The sequence below is a fragment of the Methylobacterium nodulans ORS 2060 genome, from assembly GCF_000022085.1.
Taxonomy (GTDB): domain Bacteria; phylum Pseudomonadota; class Alphaproteobacteria; order Rhizobiales; family Beijerinckiaceae; genus Methylobacterium; species Methylobacterium nodulans.
In genome coordinates, this window is record NC_011894.1 from 6,979,420 (window position 1) to 6,997,866 (window position 18,447).

The 18,447-nt window shown below is 69.8% G+C and carries 17 protein-coding genes; 10 read left to right on the forward strand and 7 right to left on the reverse strand.

All coding sequences use genetic code 11. From position 1 onward, the window contains the following. Positions 1-124: 124 nt before the first annotated feature. On the reverse strand, positions 125-259 hold the full coding sequence (locus tag MNOD_RS50165; RefSeq protein ID WP_280113436.1) for a hypothetical protein: 135 nt from the start codon (positions 257-259) through the stop codon (positions 125-127). 348 nt (positions 260-607) lie between these two features. On the opposite strand from MNOD_RS50165, the gene MNOD_RS32570 reads away from it, so the two are divergent. Then, positions 608-1,273: an O-methyltransferase gene (locus tag MNOD_RS32570; protein ID WP_015933207.1), complete on the forward strand. Its 666-nt coding sequence runs from the start codon at positions 608-610 to the stop codon at positions 1,271-1,273. A gap of 232 nt (positions 1,274-1,505) precedes the next feature. On the opposite strand, the gene MNOD_RS32575 is transcribed toward MNOD_RS32570, so the two are convergent. The 4 genes from MNOD_RS32575 to MNOD_RS32590 form a co-directional block, all read right to left on the reverse strand. Next, a complete protein-coding gene (locus tag MNOD_RS32575) occupies positions 1,506-2,396 on the reverse strand; it encodes an NAD(P)-dependent oxidoreductase (RefSeq protein ID WP_015933208.1) in 891 nt (296 codons plus the stop codon). Further along, positions 2,396-2,725, reverse strand: a complete 330-nt coding sequence (locus tag MNOD_RS32580) for a putative quinol monooxygenase (protein ID WP_015933209.1) — start codon at positions 2,723-2,725, stop codon at positions 2,396-2,398. Before MNOD_RS32580 ends, MNOD_RS32575 begins: the two co-directional genes overlap by 1 nt. A gap of 97 nt (positions 2,726-2,822) precedes the next feature. Continuing rightward, positions 2,823-4,181, reverse strand: coding sequence for an NAD(P)H-dependent oxidoreductase (locus MNOD_RS32585; RefSeq protein WP_015933210.1), 1,359 nt, complete (start codon positions 4,179-4,181; stop codon positions 2,823-2,825). Between the two features lie 199 nt (positions 4,182-4,380). Then, on the reverse strand, positions 4,381-5,292 hold the full coding sequence (locus MNOD_RS32590) for a LysR substrate-binding domain-containing protein (RefSeq protein ID WP_015933211.1): 912 nt from the start codon (positions 5,290-5,292) through the stop codon (positions 4,381-4,383). A 274-nt stretch (positions 5,293-5,566) separates the two neighbouring features. Between MNOD_RS32590 and MNOD_RS32595 the strand changes: the two genes are divergently transcribed. From MNOD_RS32595 to MNOD_RS32610, 4 genes are all read left to right on the forward strand, one after another. Continuing rightward, a complete protein-coding gene (locus MNOD_RS32595) occupies positions 5,567-6,604 on the forward strand; it encodes a TRAP transporter substrate-binding protein (RefSeq protein WP_015933212.1) in 1,038 nt (345 codons plus the stop codon). After that, positions 6,601-8,478, forward strand: a complete 1,878-nt coding sequence (locus tag MNOD_RS32600; RefSeq protein WP_015933213.1) for a TRAP transporter large permease — start codon at positions 6,601-6,603, stop codon at positions 8,476-8,478. Before MNOD_RS32595 ends, MNOD_RS32600 begins: the two co-directional genes overlap by 4 nt. A gap of 122 nt (positions 8,479-8,600) precedes the next feature. After that, positions 8,601-9,419, forward strand: coding sequence for a hemerythrin domain-containing protein (locus tag MNOD_RS32605; RefSeq protein ID WP_244424606.1), 819 nt, complete (start codon positions 8,601-8,603; stop codon positions 9,417-9,419). A gap of 152 nt (positions 9,420-9,571) precedes the next feature. Beyond that, positions 9,572-10,624, forward strand: coding sequence for an IS110-like element ISMno16 family transposase (locus MNOD_RS32610; RefSeq protein ID WP_015926940.1), 1,053 nt, complete (start codon positions 9,572-9,574; stop codon positions 10,622-10,624). Positions 10,625-11,214: 590 nt separating this feature from the next. Here the strand turns inward: MNOD_RS32610 and MNOD_RS32615 are convergent. Together MNOD_RS32615 and MNOD_RS32620 are read right to left on the reverse strand one after the other, a co-directional pair. Further along, entirely contained in the window at positions 11,215-11,742 is a 528-nt protein-coding gene (locus tag MNOD_RS32615) for a GNAT family N-acetyltransferase (protein ID WP_015933215.1), read from the reverse strand. Positions 11,743-11,815: 73 nt separating this feature from the next. Beyond that, positions 11,816-12,181 carry a TrkA C-terminal domain-containing protein gene (locus MNOD_RS32620; protein ID WP_015933216.1) on the reverse strand — a complete coding sequence of 122 codons (366 nt, stop codon included), beginning with the start codon at positions 12,179-12,181 and terminating at the stop codon, positions 11,816-11,818. Between the two features lie 414 nt (positions 12,182-12,595). On the opposite strand from MNOD_RS32620, the gene MNOD_RS32625 reads away from it, so the two are divergent. Genes MNOD_RS32625 through fabI form a run of 5 tightly spaced genes read left to right on the forward strand, consistent with a single transcriptional unit; the run spans position 12,596 to position 18,447 of the window. Further along, positions 12,596-13,570 carry a phosphate acetyltransferase gene (locus MNOD_RS32625; protein WP_015933217.1) on the forward strand — a complete coding sequence of 325 codons (975 nt, stop codon included), beginning with the start codon at positions 12,596-12,598 and terminating at the stop codon, positions 13,568-13,570. 3 nt (positions 13,571-13,573) lie between these two features. Then, positions 13,574-14,779 carry an acetate/propionate family kinase gene (locus MNOD_RS32630; RefSeq protein WP_015933218.1) on the forward strand — a complete coding sequence of 402 codons (1,206 nt, stop codon included), beginning with the start codon at positions 13,574-13,576 and terminating at the stop codon, positions 14,777-14,779. A 16-nt stretch (positions 14,780-14,795) separates the two neighbouring features. Then, on the forward strand, positions 14,796-15,293 hold the full coding sequence (locus MNOD_RS32635) for a hypothetical protein (protein WP_015933219.1): 498 nt from the start codon (positions 14,796-14,798) through the stop codon (positions 15,291-15,293). A gap of 26 nt (positions 15,294-15,319) precedes the next feature. Further along, positions 15,320-17,665 (forward strand): DUF3141 domain-containing protein, encoded by a 2,346-nt coding sequence (locus tag MNOD_RS32640; RefSeq protein WP_015933220.1) that lies wholly within the window; start codon positions 15,320-15,322, stop codon positions 17,663-17,665. Then, the gene (gene fabI, locus MNOD_RS32645) at positions 17,665-18,447 is read left to right on the forward strand and encodes an enoyl-ACP reductase FabI (protein ID WP_015933221.1); all 783 of its coding nucleotides are present in this window, start codon (positions 17,665-17,667) and stop codon (positions 18,445-18,447) included. Before MNOD_RS32640 ends, fabI begins: the two co-directional genes overlap by 1 nt.

Here is an 18,447-nt window from a genome sequence, read left to right on the forward strand (position 1 = left end):
CCTTTGTTCTGCGACATGGTGGACCCGTCCGGGCTCCGGCATGTAGCGCCCGGCGGCGCGCGCTCCAGCACCGTCCGCGGCCGCGCTCGGTGCGGAACCGTACGATATCCGCTCGTCGGCGCGGTCAGCGCGGATTGTCGAAGCTGTGCTGGCTGGTGATGCGCGACTTCGCCATGACCGAGACGGCGAAACCGTGCACGCTGAGGTCGGTACCCTCGGGATGGTGCCGGCACAGCAGCCAGCTCGCCGCTGCGATCAACCGGTTCGCAGAGCGAATGGACCGGTGGGAAGCACACGAAGCTCTGCGCCATCCGCCCGCTCATCGCTGATCCTCGCCGAACCCGCCCGGCGCTGCGGCGGGCTTTTCTGCCCGTAGATCTCGCGCACGGAAGATCGCCTACCCCCAAAGAAGAGATGTACCGCACGCGGAGGATGTGCTTATCTATAGCTGCTGATAGCGAGGCTTTGCCTTTCACCCCGCCCGGCTCGGCCGTGGCGGGGTTTTTCGTTTCAGCCCTCCTCATCCGGCCCGGGCGTGCCCTTGCGGGAAATCTGCCCCGTTGCTAGGAAAGTGATCGAGAAGATAGTCGTGACGAGAGGCGGCTCAATGTCGTTATACAATATCTTTCTAAGCAATACTGGTCGCCCCATTCACAAATCTCCACACTATTTTTTCGCATACGAGCGCCATTTCGGTCGATACGTAGGTGATCCGGTAACGTTTCTGGAGATCGGAGCCGGGAATGGCGGCTCATCTCAAATGTGGAAGCGCTGGCTCGGCCCACTCGCGCGGATCGTGACTATCGACATCAATCCGGTGTGTCAGCAATATGCTGACGAGCAGGTGTCTGTGCGCATCGGTGATCAGTCCGATCCGGTATTTCTTCAATCCCTTATCGACGAGTTTGGCGCGCCGGATGTCGTACTGGACGATGGAAGTCACCACATGGACCACGTCACGGCGAGCTTCGACTTCCTGTATGATCGGATCGCCGCCAACGCCGTGTACATGATCGAAGACATGCACACGGCCTATTGGCCGGATTACGGCGGCGGTCGAGGGGAACCTCGCTCGATGGTCGAGCGGTTCAAGGGCCTGATCGACGAGCTGAACGCGGATCATGTGCGTGATGGGACCGTCGCGCCGAGCAGGTTCACGCGACAGACCGTGGCGATGACGGCATACGACAGCATTCTCGTCTTCGAGAAAGCTCAAATGATCAATAAATTCATGCAAATGATTGGAGATGAAACTCTTCGTGTCAATTATTGAGACTAGCTACGGCCGCACATCGAGGAGGCCGTCGACTTTCGTGACGTGAGCCGGGCCACGCACGGGCAGGTACGAGCCTGGAGGAGCAGCAGGCCGGCTATCGGGCTTACGGCCGCCTCGGCCGTGAGATCCGGTGCACGGATCTACGATGCGTCATCCGTCGGGTCGGCCCGGCCGGTGGTGAACTCATCCCAACGGCCCGGTGCCTCGGCATCCTGATCGTCGGGATCAATCACCCGAGGACATCCAGGCCGTTGCGCCGCCACAGCTCGCGGATGATCGCGCTGTGATCGAGCTCGCCGTCCCCACTCTCGATCAGATCGGAGAACAAGCGGTCCACCAAGGACAGCACCGGAAGATCCAATCCGAGTGTCGCGGCGTGCGCGAGCGCCGTGCCCGTGTCCTTGAGCTGATATTTGGCCGGACCGCCCGGCGTGAAATCGCGCGCGATCATGCGAAGCGCGTGCTGCTTCAGGATGGTCGAGTCGGCGAAGCCGCCGAGCAGGGCCTCGCGCACCTTCGCCGGATCGGCCCCGCCGCGTTCGACGAAGGTGATCGCCTCGGCCACCGTGACGATCGTCGAGGCGACGATGGCCTGATTGGCGAGCTTGGCCAGTTGCCCGCTGCCGGCAGGGCCGACATGGGTCGGCCGCCCCATCGCGGCGAGAACCGGGCGGATCCGCCCGAAGGCCTCCGGGCTGCCGCCCGTCATGATGGCGAGCGTTGCGGCGATGGCGCCCGCTTCGCCGCCTGAGACCGGGGCATCGACGTAGAGGATCCCCGATGCCGCGGCGATCTCCGCCTGCCGGCGCGCGGTCTCGACCGGGATCGAGCTCATCACCGCGAGCACGCTGCCTTGCCGCATGGCGGCGATGACGCCCTCCGGTCCGAGCAGGAGCTCGTCGCAGACCGGGCCGGAACTCACCATGCAGATGACGGCATCGGCGTCGCGCGCCGCGTCGCGCCGGTCGGCCGCGATCCGCGCCCCATCGGCGGCGAGCGCCGCGGCCTTGCCGGGCGACCGGTTCCAGACCTGGACGGCATGGCCGGCCTTGCAGAGGTTGCGCGCCATCGGCGCGCCCATGATGCCGGTGCCGAGAAAGCCGATCGTCGCGGGCGCCATCAGGGCACCTGCGCGCCGCAGCAGGACTGGCTGAGGAAGCGCACCGGGCGCTCCTCGACGACGAGCGCCGGGAACCCGGCCCTGAACCGCGCGAGATGGGGGGTTTCGAGATGCGCGTCGAAGGCGGCGCGGTCGTCATAGACCTCGTAGAACACCACGGTCTGCGGATCGCTTTCGCTGACCGCGACGTCGAAGGTGCGGCAGCCCGGCTCGTGCGCGACCGAGGCGCGGGCGTCCTCGTGCGCGAGGTCCAGGAAGGCACCGAGCTCGCCGGGCCTGACCTTGAACTCGGCCAGGACGACGAAGGGACGGGAGCGTGACGCGGGCATGCGGATGCTCGTGCGGGTCGGGCGCCGGACCGGCGCCTGCGGAGGGCAGGAGAGGGGATCCGCCGGCCGGGCGGGCCGGCCGGCGGGGCAGGGCGGGTCAGGCCGCCTTCTGGGTCGCGCGACGGAGTCCGTCCTCCATCTGGCGGCGCAGCGCCACCACATCGAGGTCGTTCTCCAGCTCCACGTCGTCGAAGCGCACGACCTGGTCCTTGCCGACCGGGCGCTTGAGCTTGACGTTGTGCGCGAGCCCGATGGGAAGCGCCCCGAGGGCGAGGCTCTTCGAGGCCGGGATGGCATTGGCCCAGACGGCGTAGCCGCCCTCGCCGTCGAGCATCTCGCCGGGCTTCAGGTCGCGCTTGGCGGTCGCCACCGCGTCGCCGCGGAACTCCTTCGATGAGCCGGTCGGCTCGTTGCGCAGCACCGCCGAGAGCACGCTCACGCTCGTCTCGAGGCCGATCATGTGGAAGGGCCGCCACATCGAGCCGTACCAGCCGGACGGGTCGGTCAGCAGGCCGTACTGGCGGAAGCATGCCCTCGTGTACTCGCTCGTCGCCTTGAAGGTGACGAACACCCCGTAGCGGATGTTGTTGAACACCTCGCGCCCGTCCGGCTCCTGGCTCGCCGCGATGTCGACGAGGCCGCTGCGGGGCAGGCGGCCGCCATCCGCCACCGGGCGGAACACCCGGGCGAGGTCGTGCAGGCCGGTCGGCGGGAAGGCGAGCCCGTCATCCGGGCAGTCGAGCCCGGTGCCGTTGGCGACGGCCGCCATCTCTATCGCGGCCTTGGTGCCGTCCGTGAACGAGTTGTACATCTTGGGGTTGAAATCCCCCTTCCGCACCTCCTCCTCGGACCAGCCGAAGAAGCCCCAGACGGTGTCGGGCGTGGAGTAGCGGTAGCGGGGCTCGAAATTCATGCCCTTGCCCGCGGAGGTCAGCTCGAAGCCACAGGAGCGGGCCCAGTCCACGAGCTCGCAGATGATGGCGGGCTGGTCGCCATAGGCCATGCTGTAGACGACGCCCTTCTGGCGCGCCCGCTCGGCCAGGAGGGGGCCGCAGAGCACGTCGGCCTCGACATTGACCATGACGACGTGCTTGCCGGCCTCGATCGCCTGGAGCGCGTGCCGGATGCCGGCGATCGGATGCCCGGTCGCCTCGATGATGCACTCGATCTCGTCGCAGGCCGCGAGCGCGCCCGCATCGTCGAGCACGCAGGTCCGGCCGGTCCGCACGGCGTCGCCGAGGGTGGGAGCGGCATAGCGCTCCTCCGGCCAGCCGACGCGCGCGAGCGAGTCCCGGGCACGGCCGACATTGAGGTCGGCGACGCCCACGACGTGCAGGCCGGCGATGCGCTGCGCCTGGGCCAGCACCATCGAGCCGAACTTGCCGGCGCCGATTAGGCCGATCCGCACAGGCCGGCCGGCCGATGCGCGCTGCAGCAGCAGGGTGGACAGATTCATGGGCTTCCTCCTCCGGGATTGAATGGCGGCCCGCCGCGGCGCTCAGGTCGGGCTTAAAGAACGCCAGCGCGCAAAGCGGCGCATCCTTCGTGCAACCTCACCGGGTCTTCGTCCGCCCCGAGAAGTCGTGACCGGCCGGACGCTAGAAGCGCCGTTCTTGAAGGACAATCCAGAATTACGAGCGCATCGTGAAGTCTGGCTAAAGGGTTGTGGCGGCCTGCGCCCTCTCGGCCGCCCAGCTGTCCCGCTCCGTCCGGAGCCAGTCGAGGAAGGCCCTGACCTTGCGGTAGCGCAGGTGGTCGTGCGGGCAGGTGATCCACTGCGTCACGAGCGCGATCCGGGGCGGGTCGCGCACCGGACAGGCGAGGCGGTTCGACGCGAGGTCGCCCCACAGCATCAGGTCGCTCTCGAGCGCGATGCCGAGCCCGCCCGCGGCGGCATCGATCGCCATGTGGGTCCGGTCGAAGAGCAGCCGCCGCCAGCGCGTCGCGGGCGCCACGCCCGCGAGCTTGAACCAGTGCCCCCACTGCACCTGCGACTTCACGGAGTGAATGAGCCGATGCCGGGCGAGATCCTCCGGCCCGAGGCTCCCGGGCGCCGCCAGGGACGGGGCGCAGACGGGCCGGAAGTTCTCCTCCACCAGCCCCTCCGCATAGAGGCCCGGCCACCCGCCGGTCCCGTGCCGGATCTCGAGATCGACGCTCTCCTTCTGGAAGGCGGCCGGCTCGTTGGTGCCGTCGAGGCGCAGCTCGATGTCGGGATGCGCCTCGACGAAGGCCGCGAGCCGGGGCAGGAGCCACTTCGTCGACAGGCTCGGCGTGGCGCGGACCGTGAGCGTGGTGACCGACCGGAAGCCCTGGATGCGCTGCGTGGCCTCCATGATCCGGTCGATCTCGCCGCCGATCATCTCGAAATAGCGCTCGCCCGCCTCCGTCAGGACGATGTTGCGCCCGGACTTGCCGATGAGGGCGGTGCCGAGGCTGACCTCCAGGGTCTGGATCTGCTGGCTCACCGCCGAGGGCGTGACGCCGAGCTCGTCCGCCGCCCGGGTGATGCTCCCCGAGCGGGCGACGGCGTGGAAGACGCTGATGGCGCGAAAGGGGACCGGCATGGCGATAGTTTAGCCAGGCTACATGAACGCGCAAACAATCTGGATTGTCCTACATGAATGCCCTTCCTAGTGTCGGGCAGGGAACGAGAAGAGCCCCCTCGCGAAGGGGGCCGACAGGGAGGACGACGGAGGCGGGACCCGCGCTCCGCAGGGCGGACGCCCCGCGACCGCCGGGCCCGGGACCGACCCGGATTCCGGGACACGACGCATTCTCAACGGAAACGATGCCGAACTGCCCCTCGCGGCAGATGAAGGCACGCTCGGAGGAAACACCATGACGAACGAGCCGGATTCCACCAGCGACGGCGGCCTCTCGCGCCGGAGCTTCCTGACCGCCGCGGCCGCCGTCCCGCTGGTCGCGATCCGCACCCGGCCGGCGCTGGCGGCCGAGTTCAGCTACAAGCTCGCGACGGGCCAGTCCCTCACCCAGCCCATCAATGCCCGCCTCGAGCAGGCCACCCAGCGCATCCGCGAGGCCTCGGGCGGGCGCCTGGAGATGAAGTTCTTCCCCGCGAGCCAGCTCGGCTCGGACACGGACCTGATCACGCAGGTGCGCTCGGGCGGGATCGAGTTCCTCAACATCGCCGGATCGGTGATCTCGACCGTCGCGGCGGGCGCCGCGATCACCAATGTCGGCTTCGCCTTCGCGGATTACGAGCAGGTCTGGCGGGGGGCGGACGGGCCGATCGGCCAGTACGTGCGCAGCCAGATCGAGAAGGCGGGTCTGCTCGTCCCGGCCAAGGCCGCGGACAACAGCTTCCGGCAGATCACCTCGGCGTCGAAGCCGATCAAGACCCCGGAGGACCTGAAAGGCTACCGCATCCGCGTGCCGGTCTCGCCGATCTTCACCTCGCTGTTCTCGGCGCTCGGGGCGAACCCCACCTCCATCAACTTCAACGAGCTCTACACCGCGCTGCAGACCCGGCTGGTCGACGGCCAGGAGAACGGGCTCGTGGCGATCGACGCCGGCAAGCTCTACGAGGTGCAGAAATACGTCTCCGAGACGAACCACATCTGGGATCCCTTCTGGATCGTGGCGAACCGGCGCGCCTTCGGCCGCCTGCCCGAGAGCCTGCAGGAGATCGTCCGGCGCGAGTTCGACCGGGCGGCGATGGAGCAGCGCGAGGACGTCGCGCGGCTGAATGGCACGCTGAAGACGCAGCTTTCGGCCAAGGGGCTGGTTTTCGAGAGCGCCGACAAGGAGGCGTTCCGCCGGAGCCTCGGCCAGGCCGGCTTCTACCGCGACTGGAAGGAGAAGTTCGGGCAAGAGGCCTGGAAGGCCCTCGAATCCGTCACGGGAGCCCTCGCATGAGCGCGGCGGCCGACCTGCCGGGCCGGGCTCACGCGGCGCCGGCCACCCCGTCCGACTGGCTCGCCGTCGCCGAGCGCTGGCTCCGGCTCGCCGTCGAGATCCCGGCCGCCCTCCTGGTCGCCGCCGAGGTGCTGATCCTGTTCGCCGGCATCGGCGCGCGGGCGCTCGGCCATCCGATCATCTGGAGCGACGAGCTCGCCTCGATCCTGTTCCTGTGGCTCGCCATGCTCGGCAGCGTGGTGGCGATCCAGCGCGGCGAGCACATGCGGCTCACCTTCGTGGTCGGCTCCCTGTCGCCGCGGGCGCAGGCGTGGTGCGAGGCGCTCGCGGTCGGGGCGGTGTTCGCCTTCCTCGTCCTGCTGCTGCACGCGGCCTACGACTACACGGACGACCAGTCCTTCGTGGAGACGCCGGCCCTCGGCTGGCCGGGGACGATCCGGGCGCTCGCGGTGCCGGTCGGGTTCGTGGCGGCGCTGCTGAGCTCCTCCTTGCGTCTCGCCCGCCACGGCATCGCCGATCTCCTCGGTGTCGGGCTGGTTCTAGGCGGGCTCGCCGCGCTCCTCGCCCTCGGCGCGCCGGCCCTGACCGGGATGGGCAACTGGTCCCTCGTCGTCTTCTTCGTCGGGCTCCTGGGCGTCGGCATCGTGGCGGGCGTGCCGATCGCGTTCTCCTTCGCGCTCGCCACCTCGGCCTACCTGCTCACCGTGACCTCGACGCCGCTGACCATCGTGGTCGGCCGCATGGACGAGGGCATGAGCAGCCTGATCCTGCTCGCCATCCCGCTCTTCGTGCTCCTCGGCCAGCTCGTCGAGGTGACCGGGATGGCGCGGGTGATGGTCGCGTTCCTGGCCTCGCTGCTCGGCCACGTGAAGGCGGGCATGTCCTACGTGCTCCTCGGCGCGATGCTGCTCGTCTCCGGCATCTCCGGCTCGAAGACCGCGGACATGGCCGCGGTCGCCCCGGTGCTGTTTCCCGAGATGCGCCGCCGCGGCATGAAGGACGGCGAGTTGCTGTCGCTGCTCGCCGCCTCGGGCGCCATGAGCGAGACGATCCCGCCCTCGATCGTCCTCATCGCCATTGCGTCGGTCACGGGGGTGTCGATCGCGGCGCTGTTCACGGCCGGGATCCTGCCCGCGCTCGTGCTGGCTGTGGTGCTCGCCGCCGTCGCCCGCTACCGCGCGGGCAGGGAGGAGGATGCCGTCACGGTGGCGCGGGCCCCGGCTTCCGTGGTCGGGAAGACGCTCGTGGTTGCGCTCCCGGCGCTGCTGCTGCCGTTCCTGATCCGCACCGCGGTGGTGGAGGGCGTCGCCACGGCGACGGAGGTCTCCACCATCGGCATCGCCTACGCGCTGCTCCTCGGGCTCCTCGTCTACCGCGGCGGTCTGCGGGCGAGGGCGGTGCTGCCGATGCTGGCGCGCACGGCCTCGCTGTCGGGGGCGATCCTCTTCATCGTCGGCGCGGCGAGCGCCATGGCCTGGGCGCTGACGCAGTCCGGCTTCTCGCACGACCTCGCCCGGGCGATGGCCGCCGTCCCGGGCGGGCAGGTCGGCTTCCTGCTGATCTCGGTCGTCGCCTTCATGGTGCTCGGAAGCCTGCTGGAGGGCATCCCGGCCATCGTGCTCTTCGGACCCCTGCTGTTCCCGATCGCCCATCAGTTCGGCATCCACGAGGTGCACTACAGCATGGTGGTGATCCTCGCGATGGGCCTCGGCCTGTTCGCGCCGCCATTCGGCCTCTGCTACTACGCGGCCTGCATCATCGGGCAGGTGTCGCCCGAATCCGGAATGCGTCGGATCTGGATCTATCTCGGCGCGCTGTTCCTCGGGCTGCTCGTGCTGACCTTCGTGCCCTGGTTCTCGACCGGGTTCCTCTGACGCCGGTCGGAGGCCGGCGGCCCGGTGTCAGGCGTCTCGCCGACACCGGGCCCGCCCGGATGAGCGCGGTCGGGCCGCGGATGACGGCCCGATCGCCGGGAACGACTCTCGATCCGCGCGGGTTGGAAGGCGCCATCAAGAGGGGACGAGCCATGAACGTCTGGCAGCTCATCGCGCGCGACCACGCGAACATCGCCGAACTCATCCGCGAGATACCCAATGCGCTGAACGGTCCCGGCGTCATTCGCAGCCGTGAGCGGCTCCTCGCCGACCTCATCGACGAGCTCCGCGCCCATTCGGAAGCCGTCGAGGCGAGCCTGTTCGAGCCGCTGAGCGCTCACGGCCGGGCCGGTGAGCTGATCGACGATCTCCGCCACGAGCATGGTCAAGTGATGCGGCAGCTCAGCCAGCTGTCCAGCCATCACCGGAAGGGCTCGGAAGGATGGCTCAACACCTTCGAGGATGCCACCTATCTGGTCGACCAGCACCTGTATCGCCATCGTCACGACCTCCTGCCCATGGCGCGTGAAGCGCTGCCTTCCGAGGAGGTTCGGACTGCGACCACCGCCTTCGTGCGGGCAAAGGTGCGGGCTCTGCAGGCGTCGGGCCCGCGCAGCCTGCCGCAGCGGGTGGCCATCGACACCACCGACCTGTTCGGGGCGCTCGCGGTCGGCCTGACGGCTGCCGCCCTCCTGCTCATCGTCTGGCGCTCCGGGCGGCCGTGGGGCGGGGCTGGCGATGCGCGCAGCCGCGCCCGCACCGGCAGCCCTGACGGAATCAGCCGGGGTCGGTCGCGCGCCGATCAGGCGGCGGCGTCCGCGCCGGGCAACCGGGTGCCCGGGGAGGACCTGAATCGTCGCCAGGACAAGCTGCTGGATGAGGCGCTGGAGGAGACCTTCCCGAGCAGCGACCCCATCTCGCCGCACCAGATCACGCGCTAGCGGATGTCGAGGAGAAGTTTCCGACCGAATGTCAGTACTGTCGCTGAAAGCGGTCGCTGCGCGGATTCCTGTGCTGATGGTGTGGACGGCCCCCCACGGCATCAGTGTGTGCCAGAATGAGGTCGTCAGGATCTCATCCGAGGAGGCCGTCCATGAGCGAGATTATCCGCATTGGGCTGGATACGTCCAAGTCTGTTTTCCAGCTGCACGGGGTCGATGCGGCCGAGCGGCCGGTGCTGAAGCTGAAGCTGTCGCGCAGCAAGATGCTGGCCTTCTTCGCCCAGCAGCCGCCCTGCCTGGTGGCGCTGGAAGCCTGCGGGGCCTCGCATCACTGGGCCCGCACCCTGGCCGGGCTGGGCCACACGGTGCGCCTGATCGCGCCCCAGCACGTCAAGCCCTACGTGCCCGGCTCCAAGACCGACGCGGCCGATGCGGCGGGCCTGTGCGAGGCGGTCAGCCGGCCGCAGATGCGCTTCGTGCCGGTCAAGACCGCCGAGCAGCAGGCGGCGCTGATGCTCACGGGCCTGCGCGAGCAATGGCTCAAGCGGCGCACCCAGGTCAGCAACAGCCTGCGCGGGTATGCGGCCGAGTTCGGGCTGGCGGCGCCTCAGGGGCTGGCCCGTCTCGCGGAACTGGTCGCGCGCCTGGCCGAGGACCCGCGCGTGCCGGCTCTGGCCCGCCCGCTGTTTGCGGCGCTGTGGGCCGAGTACCAGGAGATCGAGGCCCGGGTGCAGGAGGCCGACCGCCAGCTCAAAGTGTGGCAGCGGGGCAACGCCAGCTGCCGGCGGCTGAGCGCCGTGCCGGGGATCGGTCCGGTGGGCGCGGCGCTGCTGGTGCTGAAGACGCCGGCCCCCCAGGCGTTCCGCAGCGGGCGGGACTTTGCGGCCTGGCTGGGGCTGACGCCCAAGGATCACGCGACCGCGGGCAAGCCGCGGCTGGGCGGGATCACGCGGGCGGGCGACGAGCAACTGCGCAGCGTGCTGGTGGCCGGCGCGATGGCGGTGCTGCGCCAGCTCAAGCCGGAGAGCGCGGGGCTGGCGGGCTGGCTGACGCGGCTGGTGGCGCGCAAGGCGCGGCGGCTGGTGGCGGTGGCGCTGGCCAACAAGCTGGCGCGGATCGCCTGGCGGCTGTTGGTGAGCGGGGCGAGCTACGACCCGGCCCGGGCCGGCCCGCCGATGGGAGGGGCGGAGCCGGCCCGGGCCTGACCGGGCCGGTGGCGCGATCAGGAGGGAACCGGGGGCCGGTGAGGCGCCCATGAGCTTGCAAGCGGGAGATGGTTGGTCAGCTCGGCTGTCGTGACATGCCTCACTCCGGGGGATCCAAGGGCCGTTCGAGGTCACTGTGCTGATTGGGCGGCGTGTCGCGCACCACCACCTGGGCCGCGGTCGGCAGAGCCGCACCCGAAGGCCGAACATATGGATGCAACGGCAGAGCCGGACCGGGATTGTCCGCTTGCGAGAACGGGCCGTCCACATATGGGTCCCGGATCTCCTTCCGCTGCCGCTGCAGTCGTCCCCGCGCGACGCTCGTCGAGTTGGCGCCCGGCGTGAGTCTCAATCAGGTGCTTGCCGCCACGGAGGCCGAATTGGTCGTGCCGGACGGGCCGCCCACCGGGGCCGGTCCGCACGATGTCTGATCCCGACGGCCCGAGATGCTGATGCATCGGGCCATCGATCCATCTCGAATGCGCGTGCACCGCTTTTGAGGCCCGCCTCGCGGGGAGCCGGGATCGAACGGGCGCGACGCCGAGGGATATTGGGTCGGGACGAGGGCGATCGGGTGTCCGCTCCCCGGGTCAGCTCTCGGGCAGACGGGCGACGACATGCACCACCTGCCCGTCGCGCTGCCTGCTCACCGTGAGCCCGCAGCGCGCGAGCAGCGTCAGCATGGGAGCGTTGTCCGCGAGCACTTCGGCGGTCAGCTCCCTGAGCCCACTCTTCGAGGCGATGGCGATGAGGTGGCGCATCAGGGCCGTGCCGACGCCCTGTCCCTGGTAGTCGTCCGCCACCGCACAGGCCAGCTCGGCCACGCCCGGCCCGGTCACGATGTAGCGGCTGCCCCCGATGACCGTGGGGCGGGCGGTCTCGTCGACGAGCGCGACCAGGGCCACGTGCCCGCGGAAATCGACATTCACGAAATAGTCGATCTCCTTGTCGCTGAAACCGCGCTTCGGACCGAAGAAGCGGAGGTATCGCGACTGCTCGCCGAAGCGATCGACGGCGGCGAGCAGGCCCTCCCGATCCTCCGGCCGGAGCGCGCGGATCGTCAGGCTTCGCCCGTCGCGGAGGCGCTCGCTGGCAGCGTAGGTCGAGATCGGCTCCATGACGGTCATCCTCCGCCTCGGTCCAGAGACCGGGACCTGCGCCATCGCCAAGAGAGGAGGCAGCGTCCAGACGCTAGAGCGGCGGCAGCGCCCGGATGGCGTCGGGAGCTCCGGAGACGGTCAGCGTGTCGCCGACCTGACGCAGGTTCGGGACCGGGATCGCGACCTCTCCGCCTCCGAGCCGGCGGCGACGCGCCACGACCGCGAGGAGCGTGTGGCCGTTCTCCGAGACCCTGACCTCGCGCACGCGGCCCACGATGAGCCCGTGATCGGCATGGATCCACCGCCCGCGCAGGGCCGGCATCAGCGAAGCCGCTCCCATCTGCATCATCGAATCCGCCCGGTCCGTCAGGGGCGAGCGGTCGGTCTGCGCATCGGCCGCGCCGGCGGTCGCGACGAGCGCAACAGCGCATACCCAGTCACGCATGAGCCTCTGCATCGCGTGCTCCCGCATCGTGAGTTTCCGAAGAGGTGTCCGGTCGTGTCCCGGCGATGCCGCGGGCGATCCCCATCCGGAACTGGCATTGTCGCACCGTTCCGGTCCGTTCTTGTTGATGAAGATCAAGTCTTGTTGATGCAGATCAAGATTCGCGTGCAGCAATAAGGCGGTGCTGCTGCGCCCGCGTGGCTTCGCGCGTCGACCGTGCGGAGCATCGCGGCGGGTGTCCCACCCGATCAAGCGCGACGCCCGGGACTCCGTGATACTGCGCGGCAGGAAACGACGCCGGCGGGTCCGGCAGTGCCGCGAGCGAACGCGATCCCGCGACGCCGCACCCCATCACTTCGACCGCGACCCCGCCCCGACAGCGGTCGATGGCGCACGAACAGCCTTCCCCGGTCAGGAGAGAGCATCGTGGCGATTTCGACGACAGAGCAGGCGCCGGCCGGGCACCGCCGGCACGAGAAGTACGACCGCCTGGTCGCGGCCGCGCAGGCACGCCCCCGGCTCAAGGTCGCGGTCGTCCATCCCTGCGATGAGGCATCGCTCGGGGCCGCGCTGGAGGCCGCGTCCCTGGGCCTCATCGAGCCCACGCTCGTGGGACCCCGCCCCAAGATCCAGGCCGCCGCCGCCGCGCTCGACGCCGACATCGCGGGCCTGCGCATCGTCGATGCCGCCCATAGCCACGACGCCGCCGCCAAGGCCGTGGCGCTCGTGAATGCGGGCGAGGCCGAGGCGCTGATGAAGGGCAGCCTCCACACCGACGAGTTGATGGCCGCGGTGGTCCGCCGGGAGGGCGGCCTCAGGACCGCCCGCCGCGTCAGCCACTGCTTCGTCATGGACGTGCCCAGTCACGATGTCCCGCTCATCGTCACCGATGCCGCCATCAACATCGCGCCCTCGCTCGAAGAGAAGCGCGACATCGTCCAGAACGCCATCGACCTCGCGCATGCCTTCGGGATCGAGACGGTGCGGGTCGCCATCGTGTCGGCGATGGAAACCGTCAACCCGAAGGTGCCCTCGACCCTCGATGCGGCTGCGCTCTGCAAGATGGCGGATCGGGGCCAGATCACGGGCGCGGTTCTCGATGGGCCGCTCGCCCTCGACAACGCCATCGATCTCGGCGCGGCCCGCATCAAGAAGATCCACTCGCCCGTCGCCGGGCGGGCCAACGTGCTCGTCGTGCCCGACCTCGAGGCGGGCAACATGCTGGCCAAGAGCCTGACCTTCCTGGCCGATGCGGACGCTGCCGGGATCGTGCTGGGGGCCCGGGTCCCGATCATCCTGACGAGCCGCGCCGATTCGCGCCTGACCCGTCTCGCCTCCTGCGCGGTCGCATCCCTGTTCGCGGCCGCCCAGCGCGCGACGCGGCCCTTGCCCGAGGTCTAGGCCATGATCCCCGCCTCCCTCGTGCTGAACGCGGGCTCGTCGAGCCTCAAGTTCCAGGTCTTCGAGCCCGGGGAGGGCGGTGCGCCGCGCCGGATCTTCCGGGGCCTGTTCGAGGGCCTCGGCGGCTCGCCGCACCTTCTGATCCGGGACGGCGCCGGCGCGGTGGTGGCCGACCAGCGCCTCGGCGAGGGGAAGCCGTACGGGCACGAGGAGGCGCTGCTGCACGTGGCCGCATGGCTGCGCGCGCACCGGCGCGAGCACCGGCTGGCGGCGGTCGGGCATCGGGTGGTCCATGGCGGCCTCGCCTATTCCGCCCCCGTGCGGATCGACGACGCGGTGGTGCGGGAGCTGGAACGCCTCGTGCCGCTGGCGCCGCTCCACCAGCCGCACAACCTGGAGCCGATCCGCATCGTCCGGCGGCAGTTCCCGGAGCTTCCGCAGATCGCCTGCTTCGACACCGCCTTCCACCGCGCCCGGCCGGAGATCGCGCAGCTCTTCGCGCTGCCGCGGGACATGACCGAGCGGGGCGTGCGGCGCTACGGGTTCCACGGCCTGTCCTACGCCTACATCGCCTCGGTGCTCGGCGATTACGCCCCCGCGCTCGCCGAGGGCCGCGTGGTGGCCGCGCATCTCGGCAACGGCGCGAGCCTCTGCGCCCTCGACCGGGGACGCAGCGTGGCCACCACCATGGGCTTCTCGGCTCTCGACGGCCTGCCCATGGGCACGCGCTGCGGCAGCCTCGATGCGGGCGTCGTCTTCTACATGCTGCGGGAAATGGGGCTCGACGCCGATCAGGCCGAGCGCCTGCTCTACACCCGGTCGGGACTCCTCGGCGTCTCCGGGGTGTCGAACGACATGCGTACCTTACGCGCCCGCACGGCGACGGATCCGGGCGCCCGGACGGCGATCGACCTGTTCGTCTACCGCATCGGGCGGGAGATCGGGTCGCTCGTGGCGGCGCTGAAGGGCATCGACGGCCTCGTCTTCACGGGGGGCATCGGTGAGAACGACGCCGCCACCCGGGCCGAGGTGCTGCGCGGCGCCGCCTGGGCCGGCTTTACGCTCGACGAGGCCGCCAACGCGTCGGGCGGCCCTTGCGTGACGCGCGGGCCCGGCCCGTCGGCCTGGGTCATCCCCACCGACGAGGAAGCGATGATCGCGCACGGGATGCACGACGTGCTCGCCGAGGCGCGCCAGCCGGCGCTGTGAGCCAAGAGAGGCCGCCATGGAGACCCTGACGACGAAGCCCGAATCGGAAATCGGGAACGACCCCTTCATGTCCGCTGCCGACCTTGCCGCCTACTCGGCCCGGATGAGGGCCGCGAAGGCCATGAAGGAGATGGAGGGCCAGGACCGGGCCGGGAAGGCGCGGGCGGAACTCGTCAAGCGGCTGTCCGAGCCGGTCGAGGTCACGCCCGAGAAGGTGCAGGAGATCACGAAGGCGCTCCTGCACAAGCTGCGCATCGCCGCGGAGCAGGGGCAGAAGGAACTGCTGGTGATGCGCTTCCCGAACCTGATGTGCACCGACAAGGGCCGGGCCATCAACAACGCGGAAGCAGGCTGGCCCGAGACCCTGACCGGCCGGCCGCGCCAAGCCTACGAGTTCTGGCGGGATCGCCTGCATCCGGCCGGATATGGCCTCAAGGCGATGATCGTCGACTGGCCGGACGGCGTGCCGGGGGATGTCGGCTTCTTCCTCACCTGGGAGGCGACCCGCGGTTGAGACCCCGCCCGCGCAGGACAATCATCATGGCAGACTCTCAGACATCCCAACCCGCAACGAGCGACGGGCCGCCCACCCTGATGTCGCTGCAGGCCCGCATCGCGGAAGTCTACCAGCGCCGCTGCGCGGCGGCCCTGCAGGGCTACCTCGACGCGACGGAGGCCGCCAACCGGGCCTGGATCGAGGCGGCCCGGCCGCTCACGCCGGCGCAGGCCTGGGGCGATGCCGTCACCTACTGGACCGACTTCGCCCAGCGCTCGCTCCTGTTCTGGGACACGCTGCGGCAGCGCGGCAACAACTGGCTGGCGCACGAGGCGGCGGGCAAGCCCCCCCTCCTGGCCTTCGGCTGGGAGATCGTCGCCGATGCGCGCCGCTTCGAGCGGCCGGCGAATTACGCGCTCGTGCGCATCACGGCGCCGCCGGACGTGCACACCGATCCCGACAAGCGCCCCTACGTCATCATCGACCCGCGGGCCGGGCACGGGCCGGGCATCGGCGGCTTCAAGCCGGAATCGGAGGTGGGCATGGCGCTGCGGGCCGGCCACCCCGTCTACATGGTGATCTTCTTCCCCGATCCGGTCCCGGGGCAGACCCTCGCCGACGTCGCGCGGGCCGAGGCCGAGTTCCTGCGCATCGTCCGCGAGCGCCACCCCACGCGGGGCAAGCCGGTCATCGTCGGCAATTGCCAGGGCGGCTGGGCCGCCATGCTGGTGGGCGCGCTCGATCCGGACTGCGCGGGTCCCATCGTGGTGAACGGTGCCCCGATGTCCTACTGGGCCGGCAACGATGCCGAGAACCCGATGCGCTATGCCGGCGGGATGCTCGGCGGCAGCTGGACGGCGCTTCTGGCGAGCGACCTCGGCGGTGGCCAGTTCGACGGGGCCTATCTCGTCGACAACTTCGAGTACCTCAACCCGGCCAACACTTATTTCGGCAAGGCATACAATCTCTTCGCGAAGATCGACACGGAGCCGGAGCGCTACCTCGAGTTCGAGCGCTGGTGGGGCGGCTACTTCCTGATGAACCGCGACGAGATCAAGTGGATCGTCGACAACCTGTTCGTCGGCAACCGGCTGGCCTCCGGCGGGGCGGAGTGGTCGGAGGGGCGCGCCTTCGACCTGCGCGCGATCCGCTCCCCCATCATCCTGTTCGCCTCCCTCGGCGACAACATCACGCCGCCGCAGCAGGCCTTCAACTGGGTCGCGGACCTCTACCCCACGACGCAGGACCTCAAGGCGAACGGACAGGTCATCGTGGGCCTGATGCATCAGAGCATCGGCCATCTCGGCATCTTCGTCTCGGCGAGCGTGGCGCGCCGCGAGCACGCCCAGATCGTGGACCTGCTCGAGTATATCGAGCACCTCCCGCCCGGCCTCTACGGCATGAAGGTCGAGGAGGAGCGCGCGGATGGGGCGGTGCGCTACGACGTCGCCCTGCGGGAGTTCCAGGTCGAGGATCTCCAGAAGCTACAGAAATACGCGCGCAAGGACGAGGTGCCGTTCGCGGCCGTGGAGCAGGTCTCCGCCTTCAATGCAACGCTCTACGAGACCTTCGTCCACCCGGTGATGGCCGCCTGGGCTCGACCGGAGACCGGGCGTCTCGCGCGGGCCTTCCACCCGCTCCGGGCACGGCGCTGGGCGCTCTCGGACCTCAACCCGGCCCTCGCCTCGCTGGGGGGATGGGCGGATCTCGCCAAGGCCCATCGCGTGCCCCGCGACGAGGCGGGTCCGAGCGTCGCGGCGGAGCGCCGGCTCGCCGCCGGCATCATGGCGGGCTGGGATCTCTATCGGCAGCTGCGCGACGCGACGGTCGAAAACCTGTTCTACAATATCTATGGCACGATGAGCGTGGTCGCCCCCGCGGAGGAGCCGGAGGCCGCGGTGGCCGAGGCGATCTCCGGCCGCGACGCGCCCGCCATCCGCGACGCTCTGAGCCGGATCGGGGAGGGCGGGTTCACCGACGCGGCGGTCCGGGCGGCCCTGCTCATTGCGCGGGTCGGAGGGCAGGAGCGGCACCTCTCGATCTTCAAGCGCATCCGCGAACTCGTCGGCCGCGAGGTCGGGCTGCTCGACCGGCCGGCCGGCGAGGCGAGCGAGATCGTGCGACGGCAGGCCCATATCGTCGAGCACGAGCCCGAGCGCGCCATGGAAGCCCTGCCGGCGCTGGTGCCGACGGCGGAGGAGCGCCGACACCTCCTCGCCCTTCTCGAGCGGCTGATGAGCAACCTCGATCTTGAACCGCAACAGCGGGCGCTCCTGCCGATCTTCCAGGATCTCCTCGCTCCTGCGCCGGAACCCGTCCCCGCGGCCGTTGCCGCATCGCAGCCTCCCCGGCGCCGGGCCGGCTGGAGCAAGTCGCAGAGGGCCCATTGATGACTCAGATCCCCGACGGCAACGCGCTTCGCGGCAAGCGCGCCCTGGTGCTCGGCGTCGCGAACGAGCACTCCATCGCGTATGGCTGCGCCCGAGTGTTCCGCAGGCTCGGGGCGGAGATCGCGCTCACCTACCTGAACGAGAAGGCCAAGCCCCATGTCGAGCCGCTGGCGCGCGAGCTCGACGCACCGATCTTCTTGTCCTGCGACGTCCAGAAGGAGGGCGACCTCGACGCAGTGTTCCGCCAACTCGCCGAGACCTGGGGCAGCCTCGACATCGCCCTGCACTCCATCGCCTTCGCGCCCAAGGCGGATCTGCAGGGCCGGCTCGTCGACAGCTCGGCGGAGGGGTTCGGGGTCGCCATGGACGTGTCCTGCCACTCCTTCATCCGCATGGCCCGGCTCGCCGCGCCGCTGATGAAGCAGGGCGGCACGCTCCTGACCATGAGCTATCACGGCGCCAACAAGGTCGTTCCGAACTACAACCTGATGGGGCCCGTGAAGGCGGCGCTCGAGAGCGCGGTCCGCTACCTCGCCTACGAGCTCGGGGAGCGCGACATCCGCGTCCACGCCGTCTCGCCCGGCCCCCTCAAGACGCGCGCCGCCTCCGGCCTCAAGGATTTCGATCTTCTCCTGAACGAGGCGATCGAGCGCTCGCCGATCGGCGAACTCGTCGACATCGACGATGTCGGCCTCACCGCAGCGTTCCTGACGACGCCCTACGCCGCCCGCCTCACGGGCATGACCGTTTACGTGGACGGCGGCCTCAGCATCATGGCCTGA